20 protein-coding genes are annotated in these 25,650 nt (G+C 72.3%); 7 read left to right on the top strand and 13 right to left on the bottom strand.

Annotated features, from left to right (window positions below; translation table 11 throughout):
- Positions 1-130: 130 nt before the first annotated feature.
- On the top strand, positions 131-3,715 hold the full coding sequence (locus OV090_RS35005; protein WP_267709047.1) for a M36 family metallopeptidase: 3,585 nt from the start codon (positions 131-133) through the stop codon (positions 3,713-3,715).
- Positions 3,716-3,816: 101 nt separating this feature from the next.
- On the opposite strand, the gene OV090_RS35000 is transcribed toward OV090_RS35005, so the two are convergent.
- Positions 3,817-5,019 carry an NAD-dependent epimerase/dehydratase family protein gene (locus OV090_RS35000; protein ID WP_267709046.1) on the bottom strand — a complete coding sequence of 401 codons (1,203 nt, stop codon included), beginning with the start codon at positions 5,017-5,019 and terminating at the stop codon, positions 3,817-3,819.
- 128 nt (positions 5,020-5,147) lie between these two features.
- Between OV090_RS35000 and OV090_RS34995 the strand changes: the two genes are divergently transcribed.
- Positions 5,148-6,488, top strand: coding sequence for an MFS transporter (locus OV090_RS34995; protein WP_267709045.1), 1,341 nt, complete (start codon positions 5,148-5,150; stop codon positions 6,486-6,488).
- On the opposite strand, the gene OV090_RS34990 is transcribed toward OV090_RS34995, so the two are convergent.
- From OV090_RS34990 to rd, 3 genes are all read right to left on the bottom strand, one after another.
- Positions 6,467-7,540 (bottom strand): hypothetical protein, encoded by a 1,074-nt coding sequence (locus OV090_RS34990; protein ID WP_267709044.1) that lies wholly within the window; start codon positions 7,538-7,540, stop codon positions 6,467-6,469. The two genes, OV090_RS34995 and OV090_RS34990, sit on opposite strands and share 22 nt — an antisense overlap.
- Positions 7,541-7,755: 215 nt before the next feature.
- Positions 7,756-8,148, bottom strand: a complete 393-nt coding sequence (locus OV090_RS34985; RefSeq protein WP_267709043.1) for a response regulator — start codon at positions 8,146-8,148, stop codon at positions 7,756-7,758.
- Between the two features lie 340 nt (positions 8,149-8,488).
- Positions 8,489-8,662: a rubredoxin gene (gene rd / locus OV090_RS34980; RefSeq protein WP_267709042.1), complete on the bottom strand. Its 174-nt coding sequence runs from the start codon at positions 8,660-8,662 to the stop codon at positions 8,489-8,491.
- A gap of 113 nt (positions 8,663-8,775) precedes the next feature.
- Here rd and fdhF point away from each other — a divergent pair, with 113 nt between their 5' ends.
- Together fdhF and OV090_RS34970 are read left to right on the top strand one after the other, a co-directional pair.
- The gene (fdhF, locus tag OV090_RS34975; protein ID WP_267709041.1) at positions 8,776-11,673 is read left to right on the top strand and encodes a formate dehydrogenase subunit alpha; all 2,898 of its coding nucleotides are present in this window, start codon (positions 8,776-8,778) and stop codon (positions 11,671-11,673) included.
- A gap of 1 nt (position 11,674) precedes the next feature.
- On the top strand, positions 11,675-12,208 hold the full coding sequence (locus OV090_RS34970) for a hypothetical protein (RefSeq protein WP_267709040.1): 534 nt from the start codon (positions 11,675-11,677) through the stop codon (positions 12,206-12,208).
- Between the two features lie 130 nt (positions 12,209-12,338).
- Here the strand turns inward: OV090_RS34970 and OV090_RS34965 are convergent, their stop codons facing one another.
- Positions 12,339-13,415: an MXAN_2562 family outer membrane beta-barrel protein gene (locus OV090_RS34965; RefSeq protein WP_267709039.1), complete on the bottom strand. Its 1,077-nt coding sequence runs from the start codon at positions 13,413-13,415 to the stop codon at positions 12,339-12,341.
- Entirely contained in the window at positions 13,412-15,544 is a 2,133-nt protein-coding gene (locus OV090_RS34960) for a DUF4215 domain-containing protein (protein WP_267709038.1), read from the bottom strand. The genes OV090_RS34965 and OV090_RS34960 overlap by 4 nt, the downstream gene beginning before the upstream one ends.
- Positions 15,545-15,735: 191 nt before the next feature.
- Here OV090_RS34960 and OV090_RS34955 point away from each other — a divergent pair, with 191 nt between their 5' ends.
- Positions 15,736-16,206 carry a MarR family transcriptional regulator gene (locus OV090_RS34955; protein WP_267709037.1) on the top strand — a complete coding sequence of 157 codons (471 nt, stop codon included), beginning with the start codon at positions 15,736-15,738 and terminating at the stop codon, positions 16,204-16,206.
- A gap of 200 nt (positions 16,207-16,406) precedes the next feature.
- Here OV090_RS34955 and OV090_RS34950 read toward each other — a convergent pair whose 3' ends face one another.
- From OV090_RS34950 to OV090_RS34940, 3 genes are all read right to left on the bottom strand, one after another.
- Entirely contained in the window at positions 16,407-17,612 is a 1,206-nt protein-coding gene (locus OV090_RS34950; RefSeq protein WP_267709036.1) for a DUF790 family protein, read from the bottom strand.
- Positions 17,606-19,162 carry a DEAD/DEAH box helicase family protein gene (locus OV090_RS34945; protein WP_267709035.1) on the bottom strand — a complete coding sequence of 519 codons (1,557 nt, stop codon included), beginning with the start codon at positions 19,160-19,162 and terminating at the stop codon, positions 17,606-17,608. Before OV090_RS34945 ends, OV090_RS34950 begins: the two co-directional genes overlap by 7 nt.
- A gap of 426 nt (positions 19,163-19,588) precedes the next feature.
- Positions 19,589-19,795, bottom strand: a complete 207-nt coding sequence (locus OV090_RS34940; RefSeq protein WP_267709034.1) for a hypothetical protein — start codon at positions 19,793-19,795, stop codon at positions 19,589-19,591.
- A gap of 40 nt (positions 19,796-19,835) precedes the next feature.
- Here OV090_RS34940 and OV090_RS34935 point away from each other — a divergent pair, with 40 nt between their 5' ends.
- Together OV090_RS34935 and OV090_RS34930 are read left to right on the top strand one after the other, a co-directional pair.
- Positions 19,836-20,600, top strand: a complete 765-nt coding sequence (locus OV090_RS34935; protein ID WP_267709033.1) for a hypothetical protein — start codon at positions 19,836-19,838, stop codon at positions 20,598-20,600.
- Positions 20,597-21,748, top strand: coding sequence for a hypothetical protein (locus OV090_RS34930; RefSeq protein ID WP_267709032.1), 1,152 nt, complete (start codon positions 20,597-20,599; stop codon positions 21,746-21,748). Before OV090_RS34935 ends, OV090_RS34930 begins: the two co-directional genes overlap by 4 nt.
- A gap of 452 nt (positions 21,749-22,200) precedes the next feature.
- Here OV090_RS34930 and OV090_RS34925 read toward each other — a convergent pair whose 3' ends face one another.
- From OV090_RS34925 to OV090_RS34910, 4 genes are all read right to left on the bottom strand, one after another.
- Positions 22,201-22,599 (bottom strand): hypothetical protein, encoded by a 399-nt coding sequence (locus tag OV090_RS34925; RefSeq protein WP_267709031.1) that lies wholly within the window; start codon positions 22,597-22,599, stop codon positions 22,201-22,203.
- A gap of 4 nt (positions 22,600-22,603) precedes the next feature.
- Positions 22,604-23,458 carry a hypothetical protein gene (locus OV090_RS34920; RefSeq protein ID WP_267709030.1) on the bottom strand — a complete coding sequence of 285 codons (855 nt, stop codon included), beginning with the start codon at positions 23,456-23,458 and terminating at the stop codon, positions 22,604-22,606.
- A gap of 129 nt (positions 23,459-23,587) precedes the next feature.
- Complete coding sequence (locus OV090_RS34915; RefSeq protein WP_267709029.1) at positions 23,588-24,238, bottom strand: class I SAM-dependent methyltransferase; 651 nt, start codon at positions 24,236-24,238, stop codon at positions 23,588-23,590.
- Positions 24,226-25,398, bottom strand: coding sequence for a pyridoxal phosphate-dependent aminotransferase (locus tag OV090_RS34910; RefSeq protein ID WP_267709028.1), 1,173 nt, complete (start codon positions 25,396-25,398; stop codon positions 24,226-24,228). Before OV090_RS34910 ends, OV090_RS34915 begins: the two co-directional genes overlap by 13 nt.
- Positions 25,399-25,650 lie beyond the last annotated feature (252 nt).

Genomic DNA, 25,650 nt, shown 5'->3' with positions numbered 1-25,650 from the left:
GCGCCGCGCCGCGTAATTTCGCCGTCACTCGACACGGGGGGCCCAGCGGCTAAGCTCGGCGCCGATGCACCATCGATCGAGGATAGGCTTCGTCCCCTGCGGATATCTTCTGACACTGACGGCCGCGCTCGTGCCCGCCTATGCGTCCGGGTCGACGGCGCCGATCAGCGCCGGCGAGTTCGTGAGCGACGCGGTGATCGCCTCGCGCCATGACGGCGCGCCGTCGTTCGTATGGGCCACCGGCGAGTCCCCGCGCGGCGCCTCGCCCGAGCAGGCGGCGCGCTACCACCTCGAGCGCCTGCGTCCCCTGTATGCGGTGCCGCGGGCGGCCCTCGCCGGCGTGCGCCTGGTCCACGTCCACGACACCGGCCGCGGCGGGATCGTGGTCATCCTCCGGCCCACCGTCGCCGGCGTCGACGTCATGCACAGCGACGTCAAGGTGCTCCTGGGTCGCGACCTCGGCCTGCGCGCGATCTCTGGCAGCCCGCATCCGGCGGCGCTGGCCAGCAGCGCCCGCTCGGCCGCAGTGAGCGCGCCGGCGGGCGTTTCGGCGGCGCTGCGCGACCTGTTCGGCGTTGATGTCCCGGAGGACAGGTGGGTCGCGACCCGGGCGGCCGACGCCTCCGGGCGGGTGCAGTACACTCTGGCCAAGGCGCCCGCGGGGCTGCGCCTCGACCGGCCGGCGCGCGTGCGGCCGGTGTACTTCCCGAGCGGCAGCTCGCTGGTGCCGGCCCATCGCGTCGAGGTCCAGGCCACGCCCACGGGCGGCGAGCTCACCGCGTTCGCGTACGTGATCGCGGCCGACGACGGGCGTGTGCTGGCCCGCCGCGACGTCAAGCAGCAAGACGCGTTCTCGTACCGCGTGTGGGCCGAGGCGGACGGCGATCACCGCCCGCTCGACGGGCCGCTGCAGGACTACACGCCGCACCCGCTGGGCGAGCCGTCGGGCGGGCCGACCCACGGCGAGGCGCCGGTGCTCGTCTCGATGGAGGGCTTCAACACGGGCCCCGACGGCGTCGCCGATCCGTGGCTGCCGTCGGGCGCGACCGAGACGAACGGCAACAACGTCGACGCGTACTGCAACCACGGCGGCGACGAGCTGCTCGGGGCCAAGGACTTCCGCCCCACCGTCACCGCGCCGGGCATCTTCGACCGCGCCTTCGATCTGACGAAGGAGCCGATCGGCGACCAGGAGCAGTGCATGGCCTCGGCCACGCAGCTGTTCTACGTCACCAACTACATGCACGACTGGTGGTACGACTCGGGCTTCAACGAGGGGGCCGGCAACGCGCAGGTCGACAACTTCGGCCGCGGCGGCGCCGGCGGCGATCCGCTGCTGGCTCTGGCCCAGGACAGCGCGTTCGCCCAGGCGCGCGACAACGCGTTCATGGTGACGCCCGAGGACGGCGAGTCGCCGCACATGCACATGTTCCTCTACAGCGCGCTGCCGGGCGAGCAGTCGCTGACGGTCGACGACGAGCCGTACGAGGTCGGCCAGGCCGCCTTCGGGCCGAAGATCTACGACGTCACCGCCGAACTGGTGGTGGTCGACGACGGCATGGGCAAGAGCCCGACCGACGGCTGCGAGCCGGCGCTCAACGACCTCTCCGGCAAGATCGCGCTGATCGACCGCGGCACCTGCGAGTTCGAGCTCAAGGCCCAGCTCGCCGAGGAGGCGGGGGCGGTCGGCGTGATCTACCCCGACATTCTGGCCGACATGGGGGCTTACCCGCCGGGGGCCGACCACACGATGGAGGACCCGACGATCCCGGGGCAGGGGCTGTCGAAGGCCGACGGCGACGCGCTCAAGGCCCTGCTGATGAACGGCCCGCTGACCGCTCACATGGTCGGCAACAGCCCGCCCGAGCGCGACGGCACGCTCGACGACACGATCGTCGCGCACGAGTGGGGCCACTTCATCCACAACCGCCTCGTCGAGTGCGTGAGCTGGCAGTGCCGGGCCCAGGGCGAGGGCTGGGGTGACTTCCTCGGCCTACACCTGTCTCTGCGGCCAGGTGACGACCTCGACGGCACCTTCGCCGCCAACGTCTACGCCAGCTTCGATCCGACCGGCTACTTCGGCATCCGCCGGGTGCCGTACTCGGTCGACATCACCAAGAACGCGCTGACCTTCCGCCACATCGGCGGCGACGAGCCGCTGCCCGACGAGCACCCGCTCAACGACCAGTTCGGCGCGCCGAACTACGAGGTCCACAACGCCGGCGAGGTGTGGTCGACGATGATGTGGGAGGTCTACGTCGCGCTGCACAAGGTCAACTCGGGGCGCAAGAGCTTCGACGAGGTGCGGCGGGCGATGAGCGACTACGTCGTCACGGGCATGATGATGGCGCCGGTCGGGCCGACCTTCACCGAGCAGCGCGACGCGTTGCTGGCGGCGATCGCTGCCGCGGACCCGACCGACTTCGCGGCCGCGGCGACTGCGTTCGCCCGCCGCGGCGCGGGCACCTGCGCGGTCGGGCCGTCGCGCGACTCGGTGACCTTCACGGGCGTGATGGAGGACTTCGAGGTCCGCCCGCTCGGGGTGATCGCGGCGGCGGCGGTCGACGACCTGACGATGTCGTGCGACCAGGACGGCGTGGTCGACGTCGGCGAGCCGGGGGTCCTGAACGTCAACATCGACAACCTCGGCGGCGGCGACCTGGCGGGCGCACAGCTCGAGGTGTCGGCATCGAGCCCGAGCGTGACGTTCGCCGGCGAGACGAAGCTGGCGCTCGACAGCCTGGCGCCGCGCGACTCGCTGTCGCTGCAGTTCCCGTTCGAGCTGCCCGAGGCGCTGGCCGGCGTCGAGAACGTGACCTTCACGGTGACGATGACCACGCCCGGCGGCTGCACGACCGAGACGGTGCGCGAGCTGGCGGTGGTCCTCAACGGCGACCCGATGGCGGCCTCGTCGTCGGTCGACGACGTCGAGGCCGCCGACACGCTGTGGACGAAGGAGGGCAACGGCGGCGCGGCCCTGTGGTCGCGCGCCGCCAACGCGTCGAGCGGCAAGGGCTGGCACGCCGACAACGCCGACGTCACCAGCAACACCTGGCTCACCTCGCCGGCGATGCAGGTCGCGGCCGACCAGCCGCTGAAGATCTCCTTCGACCACGCCTACTTCTTCGACTCGTCCGCCGACCAGGAGGCCAACGTCCTGGCGTGGGACGGCGGGATCGTCGAGATCTCCGCCGACCAGGGCAAGACCTGGGACGACCTGTCCAAGTTCGGCGACCCCGGCTACAGCGGCATGATCGCCAGCAGCGACAACCCGCTGTCGAACCGGCCGGCGTACGTCCTCGTCAGCCCGTCGTACCCGCTGCTCGACCACGTCGAGGTCGACCTCGGCACCGCGTTCGCGGGCCAGCAGATCCAGCTGCGCTTCCGCCTGGGCACCGACTTCGCCACCGGCGCGCCCGGCTGGGACATCGACAACATCGGCTTCTCGGGCGTGACCAACACGCCGTTCCCCGGGTGGGTGGCCGACCCCGGCGACTGCGTCGGCGCGGTGCCGACCACCAGCGAGGGCTCGGACACGAGCAGCTCGACCGACGCGCCCGACAGCTCGAGCGGCGAGTCCGACTCGGGCACGACGTCGCCGCAGACCGGCAGCGACGACGGCTGCGCCTGCCGCTCCGACGCGGGCAGCGGCTGGCGAGGGGCGGGGCTCCTGGCCCTGGCGGGGCTGTTGCGGCGCCGGCGGCGGGTCGCCTGAGTCTGGCTCTCAGAGCATGACGAAAGGGGCATGTCCGCGAGGACATGCCCCCTTGCGCATGCGAGAAGAGGCATGTCCGAAGGGACATGCACCTCGGCGGCTCAGGCCGCCTTCTTCTTCTTGGCCTTGGGCTTGCCAGGGGCCGGGTGCGCGGCGTGCCAGGCGGCCAGCAGCTCGGCCTCGCGCTCGCGCGTGATGCCGGCGCGCATCTTGGCCCGGCGCGGCTCGGGCAGGGTGTTCCACCAGGCGACCGTCGCGGTCACGGTCTCGGCCAGCGGGCGGAACTTGAGGCCGATCGCGGTGGCGCGGTCGATGCGGACCGACGTGGCGCCCTCGAAGCCGGGGTCGGGCGGGATCCACACCGGCAGGTCGCTCCACGGCTCGACCTTGTTGTCGGCGAGGAACTGGCGGTCGACCCACGTGAACTCGGCGTTGCTGGCGAGCGCGGCCTTGCTGCCGTTCAGCAGGTCGCCCATCGGCATCGGCGCGCCGTTGGCGTTGTAGATGCCGACGTGGCCGCCCTCGATCGCGGTGATGATGAATTCGGCGAGGTCGCGGACGTCGATGAACTGCACCGGGTTGCTCGGGTCGCCGGGCGCGAGCACCTCGCCGCCGGCGGCCACGCGCACGGGCCAGTAGGTGAAGCGGTCGCTGCCGTCGCCCGGGCCGACGATGAGGCCGGGGCGCACGACCGTGGTCCGCCCGGGCAGGGCCGCCTCGGCGGCCTGCTCACACAGGGCCTTGAGCGCGCCGTAGTGGGCCGGGATGTCCTCGGTCTTCGGATCGGGCGCGACCGCGACGGGCGAGGTCTCGTCGATGCCGACCTGGCTGGTGTCGGCGTAGACGGAGATGGTCGACACGAACACGTACTGGCGGACCTTGGGCGCCAGCAGCTCGGCCGAGGCCTTGACGATCCGCGGCACATAACCGGAGGTGTCGATCACTGTGTCCCACGTGCGGCCCTCGAGCGCCTTGAGGTCGCCGTCGCGGTCGCCGCGGAGCTTCTCGACGTTGGGGAACATCTCGGGGCGGGTCTTGCCGCGGTTGAACAGGGTGACGGTGTGACCGCGGCGCTGGGCCTCCTCGACCAACTCGGGGCCGAGGAAGGCGGTGCCGCCGAGGATCAGGATCTTCTGCGCCTGGCCGCCGAGCAGCACCGGCTCGGGCCGCAGCGGAGGATCGGCGGCGGGCGGCGTGCCGTTCGAGTCGGTGGGCGCGGCGGTCTGTTCGCCGGACCGACGACAGGCGGCGAGGACGAGGGCGGTGCTGGCGAGGCGGAGGAAGCGGCGACGTGCGAGGCTCATGCAGGGCTCGGTGGTGGTACGACCCGCGGAGCTGCGGACGAGTTTCGCAGCGCCCGCGTGAGGCGGTGACGGGGCGCGCGGCTGCAGGCGCGGCCCCGCGGCGCGGGGGTGCCTCTACAATCGCGGCGATGGCAGAAGACGAGGGTCGGGTATGGCGAGCGGCGCGGGCGATCGCGCCGCTGCGCCGCGAGGAGCTGCCGGGGGCGCTGTGGTCGGCCGGGCTGCTGTTCTGCGCGCTGTGCTCCTTCTACATTCTCAGGCCGCTGCGCGACGAGATGGGGGCGGCCGGCGGGGTCGACGGCCTGCCGTGGCTGTTCTCCGCGACCTTCCTGGTGATGCTGGCGGCGGTGCCGGTCTACTCGTGGGTGGTGGCGCGGTTCGGCCGGCGCACCATCGTGCCGCTGGTCTACCGCTTCTGCGCCGTGGTGCTGCTCGGCTTCGTCGCCCTGTTCGCGCTCGCCGACGGGCCGGTGCTGGTGTGGACGGGCCGCAGCTTCTTCGTGTGGGCGGCCGTCTACAACCTGCTGGTCGTGTCGGTGTTCTGGGAGCTGATGGCCGATCTGTGGCGCCGCGAGCAGGGCGAGCGCCTGTTCGGCCTGGTGGCGGCCGGCGGCAGCGCGGGGGCGCTGCTGGGCCCGCTGCTGACCGCGGCGCTGGTGCCCCACCTCGGCGCGCCGGCGCTGGTGCTGCTGGCGGCGCTGTTCCTCGAGGGCGGGATCGCGTGCGCGCGCGGGCTGATGCGGTCGTTTCGGACAGGTTCGGAGGAACATGTCCGGGAGGCCATGTCGATGGACGCCCGGCCGATCGGCGGCGGCGCCCTGGCGGCGTTCGTGCTGATCGCCCGCTCGCCGCGGCTGCGCGGGATCTCGCTGTGGATCGTGCTGCTGACGACCACCGCGACCTTCGCGTACTTCGAGCAGGCGCGGATCGTCAAGGCGGCGCTCGCCGACCCGGCCGAGCGCACGGCGCTGTTCGCCAAGACCGACTTCATCGTCAACGCGATCAGCGTGGCCCTGCAGGGGCTGGCGGTCGGGCGCATCATCCCCAGGCTCGGGGTCGGCTGGACTCTGGCGCTGCTGCCCCTGATCTCGCTGGTCGGCTTCGCGGTGCTGGCGGCCTCGCCGGTGCTGGCGGTGCTGATCGGGTTCCAGGTGCTGCGCCGCGCGGCCGACTTCTCGCTGGCCAAGCCGGCCCGCGAGGTGCTGTTCACCCAGGCCGGGCGCGAGGCCAAGTACAAGGCCAAGCACCTGATCGACACCGCGCTGTACCGCGGCGGGGACGTCGCGGCGGGCTGGTTGTACAGCGGGCTCGGGGCGCTCGGCCTGGCGACCGCCGGGCTGTGCGGGGTGGCGGCGGCGCTGTGCCTGCCGTGGGCTGTCCTCTCGCGCAGGCTCGAAAGGACAGGTACGAACGAGCAGGGCGAAGCGGACAGGTCCGAAGAGTCAGGTCACTCGCCGGCGAACACATAGAGGCGCTCGCCGAGCATGGCGGCGCCGCCGAGCCGATCGCCCGCCGGGGCGCCGGGGGCCGCGAACGGGGGGAACGAGGCGAGCGAGCTCTGCGCGACCATCTCGAAGCACAGGGCGACGTCCTGCAGGTAGACGTCGGTCGGCGACAGCCAGGCCGCGTAGCGGCCGAGCGGGACGAACTCCTCGATGCAGGTGGCGTAGAACTGGCCGCCGACGTACGGGAACGGGGCGTCGAGGTCGACGTAGATGTCGCGGACGGCCGCGGGCGAGCCGGGGCTGACGAGCGGCGTGAACGAGTTGCAGCACGGGCCCTCGAGCGCGAACTGGCTCGTGAAGCCGTCGGGCTGGAGCGCCAGGGTGTAGATCCACGCCAGCGGGTCACCCACGGCGTAGACGTCGTAGGTGCCGAGGTCGACGTTGTGGATGGCGTAGGCGTGCAGCGGCGCGAACGGCAGGTCGGGGAACACGTCGGCCAGCGGGCCCGAGGAGAGCCACGTCTGATCGCTGCCCTTCAGCACGTGGTAGGTGGTCGCGGTGAGGACGACGATCGCGTCGTGGGCCTGGAGGTCGAAGGCGGCGATGGCCGGGGCCGCGGGCGCGTGGCGGGGCGGCGGCTGGGGCAGGGCGACGCGCTCCCAGCCGAGCTGGACGTCGTCGAGGTACCAGTAGGCGCACGAGCTCGGGTCGTCGACGCACTCGTCGGCGCCCCAGGTGCAGTCGGCCTGGCAGGTGCGACGCACGCGGCCGCACGGGTCGCACAGCGCCCCGGTGTCCATGACCTCGTCCGGCGTGCACTGCATCTCGCCCGGGCACAGCGGCGCGGCGGTGGTGCCGGTGGTCACTGGCTCGCCGGTGGTGGTGGCGGACTCGCTGCCCCCGGTGGTGGTCGTCGTCGAGTCGGCGGGGCCGGTGGTGGTCGTGGTCGGGCTCGTGGTCGAGCTGCTCGGTTCGAGCGAGCCCGCGGCCTGCGTCAGCGCGGCGCCGTCGTCCTTGAAGCAGCCGGACAGCAGCGGCAGAACGGCGAACGCGAGGGCGCAGCGGCGGACCGACATCCCGCGGATGCTAGCGCAGCCGCCTCGCGCGAGGCGCCGCGCCGGCGTGCGCCCGCGCGGTCGGGGGCGCGCCGAAGCTGGCCTCGCGGACAGATCGGTCGCGGCCTCGCCGCCGGTGCGCGCAGGAGCTTACGGCGGCGGTCCGTGCGCGGGGCGGTCTTTGCGGACATGTCGCCATGGACATGTCTCGGCGGCCATGTCAGCCGGCCGGCCGGTCAGGACGCGGCTTCGGGCTTGCGATCCTTGCGCGGCCACGAGAGCAGCTGGCACAGGCGGTCGACGATGGTGTCGAGCGAGGCCGGCTTCTGGATGCAGCCGACCGCGCCCAGGTGGCCCTGGATCTCCATCAACTGCTCGATCGGCATGCCGCTGAGGATGACGACCGGGAGGGTCTTGCCGCCGACGTTGGTGGCCCGGCGGACCATCTTCATGGCCGTGTCGCCCCGCATGTCCGGCAGGTTGAGGTCGAGCACCACCATGTCGGGCTGGAAGCGCATGACGACGGCGACCAGCAAAAAGCCCTTGTCCAGGGTCTCGACGACGAACCCGGCCTCGGTCAGCGCGCCCTTGACCACCCTGGCCGTCGCCGCGTCGTCCTCAACAACCAAGACCCGTGGAGCACGTGTCGTCACGCCCTCCAGGGTGCAGGGTTTACGGTTCCCCGTCCAGAGCAAACTCGGAGCGCAGTGCGCCACGTTGGGGTCTTCGGGCCCGCCGTGAAACTGCTGCAGGCAGGCGAACGGCGGCCGTCCGCGACGGCTGGGGTGATGTGGACCCATGCCGCCGCGCGCGGCCGCGCAGGCGGCGCTCGGCTCGCCGCGCGTCGATCGAGAGGCGCCCCGGGGCCGGCCTGAACGGCGTGACGGCGGCCGCGTCGGCGACCGTCGGCGAGCTCATCCGGACAGGTCCCAAGAGCCAGGTAGTAGGGGCGCCGCGTTCGCCCGGAACTCAGTCTTCGATGGGCTCGAAGTCGGCCTTGGTGGCGCCGCAGTCGGGGCAGTACCAGTCGTCGGGGATGTCCTCGAACGCCGTCCCGGGGGCGATGTCAGTGCCGGGATCGCCTTCGCGGGGGTCGTAGATGTGCTCGCAGACGAGGCAGCGGTATCTCTTGGCGTTGGCCACGGTGACGCGGAGCGTACACCGGCCGCGATGTGGCCGAAAGCACGGCGCGCCCCGCGTGATGACGGGCGGGGGCGGTCACGGCCGCCGATCTTCGGCGCTATGATGCGGAGACGATGTCCGCGGCTCCGCCCGAGGTCGAACTCACCATCGACGGTGTCGTCGTGCGCGCGCCGGCAGGGTCGACGATCTGGGAGGCGGCGCGCGCCGCCGGCATCGAGATCCCCGTGCTGTGCCACGACCCGCGCTACCGCCCGGTCGGCGTGTGCCGCATGTGCGTGGTCGATGTCGGCGGCCGGGTGCTCGCGGCCAGCTGCGTGCGCCCGTGCGAGCCGGGCATGAAGGTCACCGCCAGCGGGCCGGAGATCGAGGCCCACCGCAAGCTGCTCACGGCGCTGCTGCTGGCCGATCAGCCGCAGGCGCCGTCGCAGCAGCGCCCGGAGGGCAGCGACCTGGTCGCGCTCGGCCGGCGCTACGGGCTGGTGGGCGAGGGCGCGAGCGCTGACTTGCTCGGCCTGCCCCGAGGGACAGGTCGCCCGCAGGACCCGTCGTCGCCGGTGATCGGGGTCGACCACCAGGCCTGCATCCTGTGCGACCGCTGCGTGCGCGCGTGCGACGAGCTGCAGAGCAACGAGGTGATCACCCGCTCGGGCAAGGGCTACGGGGCCAAGATCGCGTTCGACCTCGACCTGCCGATGGGCAGCTCGTCGTGCGTGTCGTGCGGCGAGTGCATGGACGCGTGCCCGACCGACGCGCTGGTCAACAAGCCGCTGGCGCCCAGGCGACGCCGGCCGCTGCCGCTGGCGCCCGCGCCCGAGCCGAAGCCCGCGCCGCCGCAGCCGACCGCGCTGAGGCAGGTGCCGACGCTGTGCCCCTACTGCGGGGTCGGCTGCAGCGTGACCGCGCACGTCGACGAGGCGAACAACAAGGTGGCGTGGATCGACGGCCGCGACAGCCGGGTGTCGGACCGCCGCCTGTGCGTGAAGGGCCGCTACGGCTTCGACTACGCGACGCACCCGCAGCGGCTGACGCAGCCGCTGATCCGGCGCGAGGACAGCTACCCGAAGGGGCCGCTGTCGAGCGCGCTGCGGGTCAAGGAGGGCAAGCGCCCGGGCGGGCTGGTCGACTACGCCGAGGTGATGCCGCACTTCCGCGAGGCGAGCTGGGACGAGGCGCTCGACCTGGTGGCGCGGCGGCTGCTCGAGATCCGCGAGCGCCACGGCTCGTCGGCGCTGGCAGGCTTCGGCTCGGCCAAGGGCAGCAACGAAGAGGCCTACCTGTTCCAGAAGCTGGTCCGCGTCGGCTTCGGCACCAACAACGTCGACCACTGCACGCGCCTGTGCCACGCGTCGTCGGTGGCGGCGCTGATGGAGACGATCGGCTCGGGCGCGGTGTCGACGACCTTCCGCGACATCGAGAACAGCGACGTCGCCCTGCTGGTCGGCACCAACGCGACCAGCAATCACCCCGTCGCGGCGACGTTCTTCAAGCAGGCGGCCAAGCGCGGCTGCAAGCTGCTGGTGATCGACCCGCACCGGCCGCAGCTGGCCGACTTCGCCCACCGCTACGTGCGGATCCGTCCCGGCACGGACGTCGCGTTCTTCAACGGGGTGCTGCACGAGATCATCCGCCGCGGGCTCTACGATCGGAATTTCGTCGCCGAGCGCACCGAGGGCTTCGAGCGGCTGAAGGCGACGGTCGAGCACTACTCGCCGAAGGTGGCCGCGCAGCTGTGCGGGCTCGACGAGCAGGAGATCGTCGACGTCGCGGTGACGTGGGGCTCGGCGCGCGCGGCGATCTGCTTCTGGGGGATGGGCGTCAGCCAGCACGTCCACGGCACCGACAACGCGCGCTGCCTGATCTCGCTGGTCTTGCTCACGGGCCAGGTCGGCCGCCCGGGCACCGGCCTGCACCCGCTGCGCGGGCAGAACAACGTGCAAGGTGCGAGCGACGCGGGGCTCATCCCGATGGTGTTCCCCGACTATCAGTCGGTGAAGGACCCGGCGATCCGCGGGCGCTTCGAGGCGGCCTGGGGTACGCAGCTCGATGCGCAGCCGGGGCTGACCGTGGTCGAGATCATGCACGCGGCCCTGCTGAAGGACATCCGCGGGATGTACGTGCAGGGCGAGAACCCGTTCGTCAGCGACCCGAACACCGAGAAGGTGCGCAAGGCCCTGGCGGCGCTCGACTTCCTGGTGGTGCAGGACATCTTCATGACCGAGACGGCGGAGTTCGCCGACGTGGTCCTGCCGGCCTCGAGCTTCTTCGAGAAGACTGGCACGTACACCAACACCGACCGCCGGGTTCAGATCGGCCGGCCGGTGCTGAAGCTGCCCGGCGCGGCCCGCCTCGACTGGGACATCATGTGCGAGATCGGCCGGCGCATGGGCGCGCCGGGCTTCGAGTTCACGCGCATCGAGGACGTGTTCGCCGAGTTCGCCGCGCTGACCGAGAGCTACCGCGGCCTGTCCTACGAGAGCCTCGGGCTCGAGGGTAAGCTGTGGCCCTGCAAGGATCCGGTCCACGAGGACGGGCAGGTGGTGCTGTTCGAGCGCGACTTCCCGAGCGGCCGCGGCAAGTTCGTGCCGGCCGAGTTCGCGCCGCCGAACGAGCTGCCGAGCCCGGAGTTCCCGTTCGTGCTGACGACCGGGCGCCTGCTCGAGCACTGGCACACCGGGACGATGACGCGGCGAGCGTCGGCGCTCGAGACGATCGAGAGCGAGCCGTACGCCGACATGCGCCCGGCCGACATGGCGGCGCTCGGCCTGCTCGAGGGCGACGAGATCGCGGTGACGAGCCGCCGCGGCAGCATCACCCTCAAGGTCCGCGCCAGCGAGGCGCCGGGGGCCGGCTCGATCTTCATCCCGTTCTGCTGGCGCGAGGCCGCCGCCAACGTCCTCACCTCCGACGCCCTCGATCCCTTCGGCAAGATCCCCGAGTTCAAGTTCAGCGCAGTGCGCGTCGAGAAGCTGCGCGCCCCGACCCTCGCCGACCTCGACGGCGCCGCCGAGTGAGATGGAAACGCTCTTCATCGCCGCAGTGACCGTGCTGGTGGTCGGCTACGGGTTCATCCGCCTGCGCCGCGCCGACGAGGCGGCTCGCCGCTACCTCGAGTCGGGCCAGGAGAAGCCGCTGCAGCTGGCCCACCTGAGCGAGACTCTGGCCCGCGTGGCCCGCGAGACGCGGACGCTGCGGATCTGGCTCGAGTCGCCGCTGCAGGCGGTGCGCGACCACATGAGCACCGACCTGACGCGCACCGACGAGGACATCGAGGCGTTCGACGCGGTCCTGCTCGACGCCAGCCGGGAGGTCGGCCTGTACCTGGCGATGCTCGAGGCGCTGCAGCCCCACGAGCGCCAGGAGCTAGAGACGCTCGGGGCCGGGGCCGGGGCGATCCGCGGGGCCATGGAGGCCGAGAACGGGGCGTTCGAGCGCGCCCACGTGAAGGCGCCCGGGCGCCCGCCGATGGACCAGCGCATGGAGGCGATCCTGCGCGAGCTGACGCGCATCGAGAGCGCTTTGCAGGCGCAGGGACACGTTTACCGCTGAGCCGCGGCGGGTGACGTCAATGGCCTTCGGGACAGGCGGCTGTCACATGCGAGCAGCTTTATAGGGCATGTCCCAGGGGACATGCCCGCGAGGCCATGTCCCCGCGAGCATGTCTTGACGCGCAGGTGCGTCAGAACTCCGCGGCCAGGCCGACCATCCAGGTGCTGTCGCCGAGGTTCATGCTGTCCTTGCGGCCGAAGTTGGACAGGCGGGTCAGCTGCCACTCGCCGAACAGGTAGGTGTGGTTGATGCCGGAGATCCGGTCGAACGTGCGGGCGGTGCCGGGGTCGAGGAAATCGAGCCGCAGCATCATGCCGAGGTTGACCTGGTAGCCCCACACGCCGCCGCGGCCGCGGTCGACGACCTTGTTGTCGCCGTCCTTGAGCACGGCGATGTTGCCGTTGCCGTTCTTGGTCCACCAGAAGGCGTAGGCGACGCCGGCCTTGGCGTAGGGGACGAACGGGGCCCAGCGGACCTTGTCGGCCAGGAGCTCGAAGCGGTAGACCGCCTGCAGGGCGATCGGCATGACCGTGAAGCGGACGGTGTCGGCGCGGCTGCGGGTGAAGCCCTCGTCGGGCGGCTCGGCCAGCGGGGCGAAGGCCTTGTCGCGGGCCATGGTCCACTGCACGCCGATGCCGATCGGGCCGGCCAGCTTCTTGGTGATCTGCCACTCGAAGGCGAGGCCGCCGTAGATGCTCTTCTTCGGCTGGCCGTTGGTGACGCCGTCGTTGTCGGTCTCGCCGAAGACCTTGGCGTAGGGGCCGTAGCCCTCGCCGCTCCAGTTGCGGTCGACGTCGGGCAGATAGGTGCCCATCTTGACCTCGAGCGCGAACCGCTGCTTGCTCTCGGCGGTCAGCGGGGCCTGCTTCTTCTTCAGGCTGTCGGTGAGGTCGGGGTTGCCCTGGCCGACGACGGCCGACTCGCTCGGGACCGGCTGCTTCTCGTAGGTCGGGCCCTCGATCGGCCGCCACACCTCGCCCTCGCGCTTCTCGCCGACGCGCGAGCCGTAGGGCGGGCCCATCAGGTCGCCCTGGCGGGTCTCGGTGGTGGTGGTGGTGCCGCCGGGAGGCGAGCTGGCCTCGGGGCCAGGTGGAGGCGCCGGGACGGTGCCGGTGTCAGCCGGCGGCGGGGTGGTGCCGGCGTCGCCGGTGATCGTCATGTCGGCCGGCGCGGGGGCGGCGACCAGGGTCAAGGCGAGGGCGATCACGCGCGGTTCCTTCTCCGGTTGGCGACGCCGAGGCCGCCGATGCCGAACGCTGCGAGGGCGGTGAACAGGGCCAGGCCGCCGCTCGAGTCGTCACTGACGTTGCAATAGCCGGAGGCGCCGCAGATGCCGCCGTCCTCCTCGCACTGCTCCCAGAGGTCGTAGGTCTCGACCGGGGTGGCGCGCACGACCACGTCGAGCTGCTTGGGGTTGCCCATCAAATCGTAGGGGACGAGCAGGAAGTTGTACTCCTTGCCGTTCTCGAGCCCGTTGATGCGGACGCTCTTGGTGCTGAACGAGATGTGACCGGAGCATACGTACTTCCAGTCGAGGTTCAGCATGTCCTGGCTGGCGGTGAACTTGCAGTCCTCGTCGCAGCTGGCGCTGGCGCTGTTGTTGAGCCCCAGGTCGCACTCCTCGACCCCGGCCTGGGTGACGCCGTCGCCGCAGGTCGCCTTCTGGCAGTTGCTCAGGCAGTCGTCGGTGTCGTCCTTGTTCATGTCGTCGCAGGCCTCGACGCCTGTCCACTCGAGGCCGTCACCGCAGACGTTGCGGAGGCAATCGGTGGTGCAGGCGCCGTTGTCGTCGTTGGCCATGCCCTCGTCGCACTCCTCGAGGACGCCCATGACAGGATCGCTGAGGACGAAGCCGTCGCCGCAGACGTTGATCTGGCAGGCGAGGGTGCAGTCGCTGTTGTTGGACAGGCCGGGTCCGGAGTCGCACCCCTCGGTGTTGGGGTCGTGGACGCCGTCGCCGCAGGGCTGCGGGCAATTGATGGCATTCTGGCCGCACTGGGGGCTGATCTGGCAGTCCGGGGTGCAGGGGCCGCCGGGGATGTTGTTGAAGTCGGTGCCGCCGTCGCAGGCGTCGTCGGCGTTGATGATGCCGTCCCCGCAGCCCGGGCTCGTGCACGCGTTGGTGCAGCCGTCGTTGTCGACGACGTTGCCGTCGTCGCACTCCTCGACCCCGGTGTGCACCTTGCCGTCGCCGCAGCGGTTGAGGGTGCAGTCGGTGCGGCACTCGCCCTCGTCGGAGTTTTCGTTGCCGAGGTCGCACTCCTCGTCGAATTCGACGATGCCGTTCGAGCACTCGGTGGGGCCGTCCGTGTCACCGGCGGTGTCGTCACCGCCCGTGGTGCCGAGCGTGTCGTTGCCGTCGGTGTCGGTGGCGCTGTCGACCCCGTCGCTGGTCGTGCCGAGCGGGTTGTCCTCCGCGCTCATGAACGTGCTGAACGGGCCGTCAGGGCAGAGGTTGCTCTTGGTGTAGAAGTAGGTGCCGGTCGGGATGCCGAGCGGATCGGGCCGAGGGGGCATCTTGTTCGGCACCGGCTGACCGGTCGCGGCCTCCTCGCAGAGGACGCGGTAGCCGTTGATGTCACCCGAAGAGTCGACCTTCCAGCTCAGCACGACGGCGCCGTCGCCAGGGGTCGCGGTGATCTCCTTGACGGGGAGGATCGGCGGCAAGTAGTCGAAGCTGATGCCGCCCGTCTTGCTGGGGAGGTTGATGTTCTGCAGGCCCTGGATGAAGAACTCGTCGGCCTGACAATTGGGGGTCGAGTTCATGCCGGGCGCGCACAACCACACGCCGGACTCGCCCTCCGCCGCGGCCTCGCAAGAGCCGGAGGTGGTCGCCATGTCGGGTAGGCGCGACGGGGAGTTGGGGGTGACGCCGCTCGTCAACCAGATCGGGTGGAAGGTGGCGTCGATGCCCTGCTGATAGGTGGGCACCAGCGCCGACGAGAACTGGGCGCAGCGGCGGAACTGGCCGGCGAGCGCGGTCTCGGCGGTCGAGCACTGGGTGCCGACGAAGCTCTCGAGCCGCTTCGTCGTGTCGTAGGCCGCCATCGTCTTCTTGAGGCGGATCCGGACGCCGATCTTTTGCCCGCACTCGCAGCGGGCCTTGTTGATGAACTGCTTGAAGTACTTCTCGGTCAGCGGGCGGACGAAGTTGCCCTCCTGATCGGTGAGCCAGTACTGGATCGTGAAGGCGTCGGCCGGGGGGAAGCTCCCCATCATGCCGGTGCCGCCGGTGCCGCCGGAGGGCGGGGTCTGAGCGGAGGCAGCGAGCGGCCCGAGGGCGCACAGGCCGGCGAGGAATAGGGCAGCAGGACGCGAAAGGTCGTGCGGACGCATAGGCGGAAGCAGCGCTCGACGGCTGTGCAACCAGGATGCCACATGCGAGGACCTCGCGGGAGTTTGGCGCGGCGCGGCTTGCCACACGCGGGCTGCAGTGCGCGCGTGACATTTTGTCAGCCAGCGCGCGCTGACGGTGACGATCGGACGCGCAGCCTGCGGCGCCGCGGCTCTGGTAGAAAGCGCGGTCGATGGCGACGACCGGGTCCGAGCTGCGCCTGCGGCGGCTGCAGAGCGAGGCGTACCTCAACCTCTCGCGGATCCACCGCGAGCTCGAGCGCAAGGTCGCGGACCTGCTGGTCGAGTCGGGGCTCCAGGAGGTGACGCCGGCGCAGCTCGGCGTGCTCATCCACCTGTTTCAAGAGCGCGCGCCGCTGACGGCCCGCCAGCTGGCGAACCTGATGGGCCTGTCGGAGGTGACGGTGGGCCGCTTCGTCCGCGCGCTCGAAGGCGTGGGTTGGGTCGAGCGCACGTCCGACCCCGCCGACAGCCGCGCCATCCTGGTGAGGCCGACCCGCCGGGCCTACGCGGCCCTGCCGAAGCTGCTCGAGGTGTCGAACGCGCTGCTCGACCGCGCGTTCGCCGGGTTCTCGCCCCAGGAGATCGAGGCGATCGCGCGCACCACCGAGATGGTCCGCGACAACCTCGACTCGCAAGAGTGAGCGAGCGACCGCGCGTGACGCGGAGCCGGGAGCGCGGGCGGTCATCCGAGATGGCCTCTCGGGCAGGTGAGAGCGGACGACGCGAGCCGTGGCTGTCGATCCGAGATGGCCGATCGGACATGTCGATCGGGAGGCGTCGGCTAGCGGGCAGATCGGGCCTGGTTCCGGGGACATGTCCCCGGGGCCATGTCACATGGCCTTCAGAGCAGGTTGGCGAGCGGCTCGAGCAGCGGTGCCAGGCGCTTCCAGGTCGGAAATTTATTAAAAGTGAAGACCTGGGGGGCGGTGGCGAGGCGGGCGGCGAGGGCGTCGTCCTTGGCGAGGCTGAGGTCGACGCCGACGAGGAAGTGCGGGTCGGGGCGGGCGGCCAGCTCTTCGAGGCGGCGCAGGAGGGCGTGGCGGTGCCAGCGGTGGAACAGCTCGACGGCGACGCTCTTGCCGGTGGTGGCGTCGCGCAGGGCGAAGTCGGGCACGCACATGCCGGCGGCGCCGACGTGGCGCAGCTCGGGCATCGGGTCGAGGGTCCAGCGGGCGTCGCCGAGGCTCGCCATGCCGAGCTCGATCTCCGGCGGGATGTGGCCGAGCGGGCCGTCGTCGAGCGCCTTGAGCGGGTCCTTGTGGTCGAGGTAGAGCCGGGCGCGAGGCTGGCGCGGGAGGTCGATGTCGGCCTCGACCGTGAACTTGCCGAGCACCGGCACGGCGCCGAGGAAGGTGGCGAGCTGCAGGCCGTACTTCTTCTGCATGTCGAGCTGCGCGGCCGGGCCCTCGATGCGCAGGTGCCAGCCGTCGCCGTCGCGGCGCACCTCGGCGACCAGGCGCGAGAAGCGGAGCCAGCGCAGCAGCTTGCGCAGCTCGAGCGGGCCGGGGCTCGGGGCCCGGACGTCGAGGCTGCCGGCGTAGAGCACGAGGCCCTGCGCCAGCGCGAGGTTGTAGCGGGCCAGCAGGGCGGCCGGGGTCGTCAGCTTGGCCGACAAGAGGCGCCGGTGCTCGGCGAGGTCGTCGTAGAGGTGGGCCCGCACGTCGGCGAGCGGCCGCGGCAGGCCGGCGGCGACGGCGGCCAGGTAGTCGGACAGGGATGACTCTTCGGACAGGTCGCGGAGGACAGCCGCGCTGCGGGCGAAGGCTGCGGCCCGCAGCTCCATCGCGGTGTCGCCCGGATCGTCCCACTCGCAGCGGTCGGTGAGCAGCTTGTAGAGGCCGCGCGCGACCTTGACCTTGCGCGCCTCGCCGCAGATGGCGTCGGCCGCCTCGTCGACGGCCCCGCGCGGCTCGCCCGCGGCGTGGGTGAGGAGCTCGATCAGCGCGCCGGCGGTGGCGATGTGATCGTCGTCGTCGGGATCGACGAAGGTCGGGCGCAGGCGGATGCCCTTGACCCGGCGGTATACGAGGAGGTCGCGGGTCAGCATTCGTCCTCCGCGGGGGACGCGGCGCGGGCCTGGGGGCCTCGGGCGTGGGGCGAGGGGCCAGGCGCGTCGGACATGTCGTCGGGGACATGCTCTTCAGGACCTGATGGATCGGACATGTCACTCGGGACCTGGTCGATGGGACCTGGTCGGAGGGCGGCGGGGCCGCGGCGGGGCTGGGGCTCCTTCTGGTAGGCGCGGTGCTGGCGGCGGCGCTCGCTGACGCCGTGCTCGGCGGCGACGGCGGTGCACAGCTCGTAGAGGATCGCGCGCTTGCCCTCTTTCTTGCGCAAGATCCGCCCGAGGCGCTGGACGTGCTCGCGGACCGAGCCGCTGCCCGACAGGATCACGCCGACGTTGGCGTCGGGCACGTCGACGCCCTCGTTGAGGACCTTCGAGGTGAGCAGCACCGGCAGCGCGCCGGAGGCGAACTGGGCCAGCAGCGAGACGCGCTCCTTGGGCGGGGTCTGGTGGGTGATGACGGGCAGGAGGAACAGGCGCGACAGGCGGTGGACCGTGTCGTTGTCCTCGGTGAACACGAGGATCCGGTCGCGGCGGTGACGGAGGAGGAGGCGCCACAGGGCCTCGATCTTGGCCTCGGCGGTGAAGGCGATCCGCTTCTGCTCGCGGTAGGCGGCGAACGCTTGCCGGCCGTCCTCGCTGCGGTGGCAGTAGGCGATGAACTGGGCCCACCCGCCGGGGCGGTCGAGGCTGACGCCGCTGCCGCGCAGGAAGTCGATGTAGAGCGCACGCGCCTCGTCGTAGCGGGCCTGCTCTTCCTCGGTCAGCGCGACCGCCAGCGACTTGACCTCGTACGGCGCGAGGTAGTCGCCCTCGAGCTCGTCGATGTTGGCCCGGTAACACACGGGCCCGAGCAGGTCAGCGGCGACGCTGTGGAGGCCGTCGGGGCGCTCGAAGGTGGCGGTGAGGCCGAGGCGGAACGGGGCCAGGCAGCCCTGGGCGATGAAGCGGTAGGCCGGCGCGGGCAGGTGATGGCACTCGTCGCACACGAGGAGGCCGTGGCGGTTGCCGTGGAACTCGGTCTGGGCGGCGGCGGAGTCGTAGGTGGTGACGGTGATCTCGCGCGCCTCGCTGTTGCCGCCGCCGAGCATGCCGATCGGTCGCTGCAGCCAGTGGCCCAGCACCTGCTGCCACTGCAGCATGAGATCGATGGTGGGCACGACGATCAGCGCGGGCCGGCCGGTGTGGACGATGGCGAGGACGGCGAGGATCGTCTTGCCCGCGCCCGTGGGCAGCTCGACGACCCCGACGCCGCCGGCGGCCCGCCACGCGGCCAGCGCGTCGCGCTGGTGCGGGAACGGATCGAGCGGGCCCGACAGCGCGAGATCGAGGCGATCGTAGATGCGAGCTTTGTCGACGTAAGGAATGTGGGCGTTGTGAAGATGCGAGACGATCGCGCGGTACCGGTGCGCAGGTGCGCGGTGCGTGCCGGTGCGGCGGTCGAGGCTCACGAGCGCAGCCAGCCGCGCGTCGCCGTCGGGGACGCCGAGGACGACGAGCGTGCCGTGATCGAAGTGGAGCTCGACGGGCATGTCGCGGCGCGGAGGGTAGCAGCAAATTGCCGCGATGCGCGCCTGCGCGCGCCCCGCTCGCCAGCCGTGTATATTCGGCACGATGCCCGAGTGGCGAGACAGCACGGCCGGCGCGACCGGCGGGTGGACGCGCCGAGGCGATGACGCGCGCCGATCGTCGCGCGGCGACGAGGACCACGGCGCGGCGCTGCGAGCGAAGCGCGGGTCCAGCGGCGGCGACGAGGACCAGGGGGCCGACGCACGAGCGGGGGGCCAGACGAGCGGAGAAGACGGCGGGACGTCGATCCGGGGCGACGGCGTGGTGCAGGGCGAGGAGCAGCGAGCGGAGCGCCGGGCAGGCGGCGGCGAGGAGCCGCGAGCGGAGCGCCGCGGCGAGGCACGGACGATGCGCGGGCAGGCGGCGGGGCGCGGCGCGATGGGGTGGGATCACGAGGGCGGCCCGGACTCGCAGGCGCCGGCGATCTCGGCCGGCGACAGCGACGCGGGGCTGTCGACGATCCGCGAGGCGCCGCGCGCGGCCGGGTCGACGACCCAGGGGCGCGCGCCCGGCTTGTCGGCCGCGATGGCGCGGGCCGGCTCGCGGGCGCGCCGGTCGGTGGCCCCGCGCACGCTGGCGCTTGTCCTCGGGGCCATGTTCGTCGGGACATGTGCTTCGGTTTATGTCGTTTCGCGCATGGCGAAAGAGACAGGTGAAGTGGTCGCGGCGCGCAGCGGTGAGGGCACGGGTGGTGCTTCGCGGGCGCCGTTCGAGGGGGCGAGCCTCGGCGGTCCGAACGGCGAGAGCGGAGCCGTGGGCGTCGCGGGGCCGAATGCGGGCGTCGGGCCCGGTGGAGCCGCGGGCTCGGGCTCGAGCGGCGGCGGGGAGGGGCGCGGGGCGTCGGGGGCGGGTGGCGTCGAGTGGCGCGGGACGTCTGGCGCGGGTGGAGCTGCGGGCACGGGTTCGGGCAGCGGCGTCGAGTGGCGCGGGGCCTCTGGAGGAGCGGCGGGCACCGGTTCGGGTGGAGCCGGGGGCACCGGTTCGGGCGGGGGCGTCGAATGGCGCGGGGCGGCCGAGGTGGATGGCTCGGGCGCGCCTGTCGGCGAGGCGGCGAAGCCCGCGAGCGGCGAGTCGTTGTGGGTGCCGGTGGCGCAGGCCGACGGCGAGGCGGCCGAGCGGCGGCGCAAGATCGCCGGGCAGGCGCGGGCGCTGATGAGCGAGCCGCGGCTTTTGGCCTGTCTCTTGGGGCATGTCACGATCGGGGTCGGCCGGCGCACCGCGCTGACCGGCAGCCTGGTGGTGGCGGGCGACGGCGAGGTCGTGCGCGCGAGCGTGCGCGGCGGCGACCGGGCGGTGCCGGCAAGGGCCAGGGCCTGCGTGGCGGCCGAGCTCGAGAAGTCGCGGTTTTTGCCGGGGCCGCAGGCGCAGCTGGTGGTGCCGCTGCGGCTGGAGATCCAGTGAGCGGCGTCGGCCTGGCGTTGTGGATGGCTCTGGTGCCGGCGCCCGACTGCGTGCGCGCGGCCAGCGAGGCGCTGGCGCACGGGCAGATCGAGGGCGCGGCGCGGCGCGGCGAGGCCTGCTTCCGCGCAGGCGGGCACTCGCAGGGGCTTCTGCTGGCCAGCCAGGCGTGGCTGCAGGCCGGGCGGATGGCGCACGCGCGCCTGGCGGCGCGGCGTTACCTGGCCTTGCGGACAGCTCAGGACAAGACCGCGCGCAACGTGGCGGAGCTGGTGAGCGCGTCGGCGGTGCGCGAGTCGGGGACGGTGCACCTGGCGGTCGACCCGACGGTGGCGCCGGACGAGCCGCTGACGGTGACCGCGACCCGCGACGGCGAGGGCGAGGCATTGACGTTGCGGGCTCGCTGGGACGAACTGCTGGAGGGCGGCACCGCCACCCTGGTGCTCGATCCGGGGCGCTGGGTCGTGACGATAGCCAGGCCCGGCTTCGCCGAGGCCCGGCTCGAGGTGACCAGCGCGAAGGGACAGGTGACGACCCTGGCGGCCGACATGACGCGCACGCCGCGGACCGCCGGGGTGACCGTGGACGAGCGTCGGCGGCGGCGCTCGTGGGCGATAGCGGCGCCGCTGATCGGCGGGGCGGGGATCGTCAGCGGGGCGGTGGTCACTGCGATCAGCCTGCGCGGGTGCGAGAGTGTTCTGAGGGACATGTCCTGTGGGCCAGGCGCGAGCGTGGCCGGCTGCCGGCGGCCGATGGCGATCTGGACCGAGCGGGGCGGCGGTGGAGCGGCGGCGCTGGGGCTCGGCGCGGGCGTGCTGGTCGCGGGGCTGACGGGGCTGGCGCGCGACGAGGGGGTGCGCCGGCGGCTGTGGACGGCCGAGGCGATCGCCGGCGGGGCGGTGGCCGGGGCGGGCGTGGCGACGCTGGCCTACGGCACGACCTACTTCGTCACGGTGAACGGGGCCGAGGCGTGGGTCGGCGAGGCGGTCGAGCGCGGCGAGGTGCTGTACACGACCGGCTTCGGGCTGATCGGCGCGGGGCTCGGGCTGGCCGCGACGGCCGCGGGCGGGCTGGTGGCCGACGCGCTGCAGCACCGCCGGGGCCGACGCGCGGCGGCGTGGCAGTTCGTCGGCGGGGCGCTGCGGTTCTGAGCGGTTTCGGCTTCCTGCGCTTGCAGCAGGCCGGCTGTACTGCACGGCCTGGCGAGGGGCGCTCGGCAAGGGGAGCCTGATGCGGTGGCCCTCGAACACGATGGCGTCGCCGTCGACCTCGGCGGCGACGCCAAGCACCACGCCCACGAGGGCCGGCGGTTCAGGGCCATCTCGCCGAGCGCCTTGACCTGCCAGCGCCGACGCGGCGCCGCGACCACCTCAGGGCCCAGCGCCTCGCTGGCGGCCGCGTGCTGCCGCGTTTTGCGGGCCCACTTGCGGGCGCCAAGCGGGTGGGTGTCCAGAGTTCGGCCGCCGCATGATGCCGAGGCCGTCGGGCGTGGGCTGCGGGGGCTGCGCGACATGGCGTGTGCTTCGAGACATGGCGAAAAGGGCATGAACGAGAGGGCATGTTCCGGAGAACATGCCCTCTTGGACATGGACTTTGCGCCCGCTCAGCGTCCCGCCTGGAGGCGCAGGCGGAGGCCGAGTTCGCCGTCGACGGTGAGGAGGTCGACGGCCTCGCCGGGGGCGAGGGCCGGCGGCGGGTGGACGGTGTTGTTGAGGATCCGGCCGCCGAGGCGGAAGTGGCCGATGTGGCCGGTGTGCTGGACCTCGACGCGGTCGTCGTCGCGGCGGACGAGGACGTAGGGGGTCTGACCGCCGAGCAGGGCCTCGCGGGTGTGCGGCAGCTGGATGTGGTCGACGGGGCGCAGGCCGACCGTCAGCCGGGTGCCGGGCGCGACCGGCCAGCGTGAGCCGGGGCCGAGGCCGCGCAGGCGCAGGGCCGGGTGGGCGTCGTCGAGGACGAGCCACAGGTCCGGGGCCTGGGGATCGGGCGTCGTGGCTTCCATGCGGTCAGGCGATCGGGCCGATGACCCAGGTGAGCAGGTCGAGGATGAAGAACACCAGCATGCCGGCGGCGAGGCTCGAGAGGACGGCCTGGCCGAGCGGGGTGCGCTTGCCGGCGGGGTCGAGGCGCTCGAGCAGCGGCAGGCTGACGAGGAAGTAGCAGGCGTAGAACAGCGAGCCGTACTTGAGCATCCGCGCCTTGTCGACGTAGCGGAAGTAGTCGCTGATGGCGTCGCTGGCCATGAACCAGGTCTCGGCGAACGAGACGGCGTAGGCCAGGCCGCACACGACGCAGGCGAGCGCGAGCCGGCGCACGAACCGGGTGGCCCGCGGCGACCTGTCCTCGGCGCCAGGTTCGGCGAGGCCGAGCAGGCCGCGGACGCGGCGGATGCAGACCAACATGACCACGTGGTAGGTCACGAAGTAGGCCTGCGTCAGCGGGTACATGAACAGCGGGATCTCGGCGCGCGAGCGGCCGACCAGCGCGGCGCCGCCGTTCCACTGGGTCGGGAAGGCGTAGCGCATGCCGAGCACGTCGAAGAAATAGTGGGTCAGGAAGTACGTGCCGACGAAGACGAACAGGAAGATCCAGGCGTTGAACTTGAACCAGTAGCTGTCGTACCACGGGGTGCCGCGCAGGGCCGGGTGGCGGCCGTGCAGCAGCGCCGGCACCAGCACGGGCGGGAGGCCGACGAGCAGGCCGAAGCCGATGAAGGTGGGGTCGTCCCAGGCGAGCACGGCCCGGCTGAGCAGGGCCCAGGCGACCAGGGCGATCCAGATCGGGCTGTAGAGCAGGATGAAACGCTCGGTCCAGGCCTTGCCCGGCTCGGCGGCGAACCACTTGGATGGCGCTTGGGACATGGTGTTCAGGTCAAATCGTAAGGATGGAGTCAGTGGATGACGGGGAGGACGTGTCCGAAAGGCCAACCGGGTCCGGCGGGCGTGGGGCTCGGGCCCGGCCGCGGTGGCGGGGTGTCCTCGGGGACATGTTCAATCGCGCAGCTTGCGGGCGAGCATGACGCCGTCGCGGACCGACAGGAGGACGTGCTCGACGCGCGGATCGGCGGCGACGTGGGTGTTGAAGGCGACGATGGCGCGGTCGCTGTCGTCCTTCGGGGCCACGACCTTGCCGCTCCACAGGGTGTTGTCGGCGACGACGAGGCCGCCGACGGGGACCAGCGGGAGCGCGGCGTTCCAGTAGTTGACGTAGTTGTGCTTGTCGGCGTCGATGAAGACGAGGTCGAAGCGGCGGCCCTCGGCGGCCAGCTCGGAGATGGTGTCGAGCGCGGGCGCGAGGCGGAGGTCGATCTTGTGGCCGTGGCCCGACTCGGCGAAGTAGCGGCGAGCGACGGCGGTGGCGACCGGGTCGATGTCGCAGGTGACGAGCTTGCCGTCGTCGGGCAGGGCGCTGGCCATGGCGAGGCCGGAGTAGCCGCTGTAGGTGCCGATCTCGAGCACGTTGCGGGCGCGGCTGATGGCGACGAGGATCCGCAGGAGCGCGCCCTCGACGTGGCCGACCTGCATCTGCGGGGAGGCGAGGTCGGCCTGGGTCTCGGCGCGCAGGCGGGCGAACAGCGGCGACTCGGCGGTGGTGTGGGCGTCGACGTAGGCGGCGAGGTCGGGGCCGATCAGCGAGAGCATGGGCCGGAGGCTAGCACGTGCGCGACGCGCTCCGTGACGCGTTCGAGGCCGTCCGCGAACTCGAGCTCCGGGGTGATGAGGGACAGCGCGAGGTGGGCCGGGGGCATCTCGTAGAGCTCGCCGGGCTGGGTCAGGACGCCGGCGTGCAGCAGCTCGCGCGCCCAGCCGCGGCCGCCGTCGTCGAACAGGTGCGGCAGGCGGACGAGGGCGGTCCAGCCGGCCTCGACGTCGAGGACGCCGAGCGAGGTGCCGACGCAGGCGCGGCGCAGGCGGTCGAGGTTGGCGCGGACGCGGGCGCGGATCGCCGCCTGCAAGGCCGGGGCGGCGGCGAGGAGGCTGCCGGCGGCCCGCTGCACCGGGGTGGCGGCGCTGAGGTAGGTGTCGGCGACGAGCTCGAGCCGGCGCAGGGCCTCGCGCACGAGCGGGCCCGGGCCGCGCGCGACGGCCCAGGCGAGCTTGAGCTGCGGCAGGGCGGCGACCTTCGACAGGCCGGACAGGACGAAGGTGAGGGCCGCCCGCGCGTCGGTGATCGGGCTGACCTTCGGGACATGGCCGATGGGATAGTCGAAGAAGACCTCGTCGACGAGCACCGCGAGGCCGCGCGCGGCGGCGAGGGCGTCGATCGCGGCGAGCTCCTCGGCGGCGAGGTAGTTGCCGGTCGGGTTGTTGGGGGCGACGAGGACGATCGCGCGGGTGCGCGGGCAGACTGCGGCTTCGAGGGCGGGGAGGTCGATCGACCAGGTGCCGTCGTAGAGCAGCGGGTAGGGCCGCAGCTCGACGTGGGCGAGGTCGGCGATCATCGGCAGCAGCGGGTAGCCGGGCTGGGGCACGAGGACGACGTCGCCGGGGTCGCAGAGGAGCGCGAGGAGGTGGGCGTAGGCCTCGCTGGTGCCTGCCAGGAGGCAGATGTCGGCGAGGTCGAGGTCGAGGCCGGGGACGCGGGCGCGGTAGTAGTCGGCGACTGCGGCCCTCGCCGGGAGGATGCCGAGCGGGTCGGGATCGTAGGCGGCGCTGCCTGGATCTCCGAGGCTGGCCCAAAGGTGCGGTGAGTGGCGGAGGCCGACAGCGGTGGGGTTGGAGATCGTGAGGTCGAGGACGCCGGCGCCGGCGACGAGCGGCGGCTCGTCGGCGGGCGGCCAGGCGGTGCGGCGCGAGAACACGAAGCGCACGATGCCGCGGGCGCGACCGCGAGGGCAAGCGGGTCGCGCCCGCGCCGCGACCGCGCACGTCCGCGGGAGCGGCTCGCTCAGGTTCGCCGCAGGCTCCACGCAGTCGCCACCACCGGCCTCCTTTTCGCCGCCATGCGCGCCGAAGAATCGACGCGTCCCGACCGATGGTTCGTCGACCCCTTTGCTGCCGAGCGGGGTCGTGAGCGAGGACGCGGCGAGACTGCTGTGCGCGTCGTGAAAAAG

The sequence above is a fragment of the Nannocystis sp. RBIL2 genome, assembly GCF_026626745.1.
GTDB lineage: Bacteria > Myxococcota_A > Polyangia > Nannocystales > Nannocystaceae > Nannocystis.
Note: the sequence above shows the minus strand (reverse complement) of the source record. Positions and strands in the feature narration are given on the sequence as shown.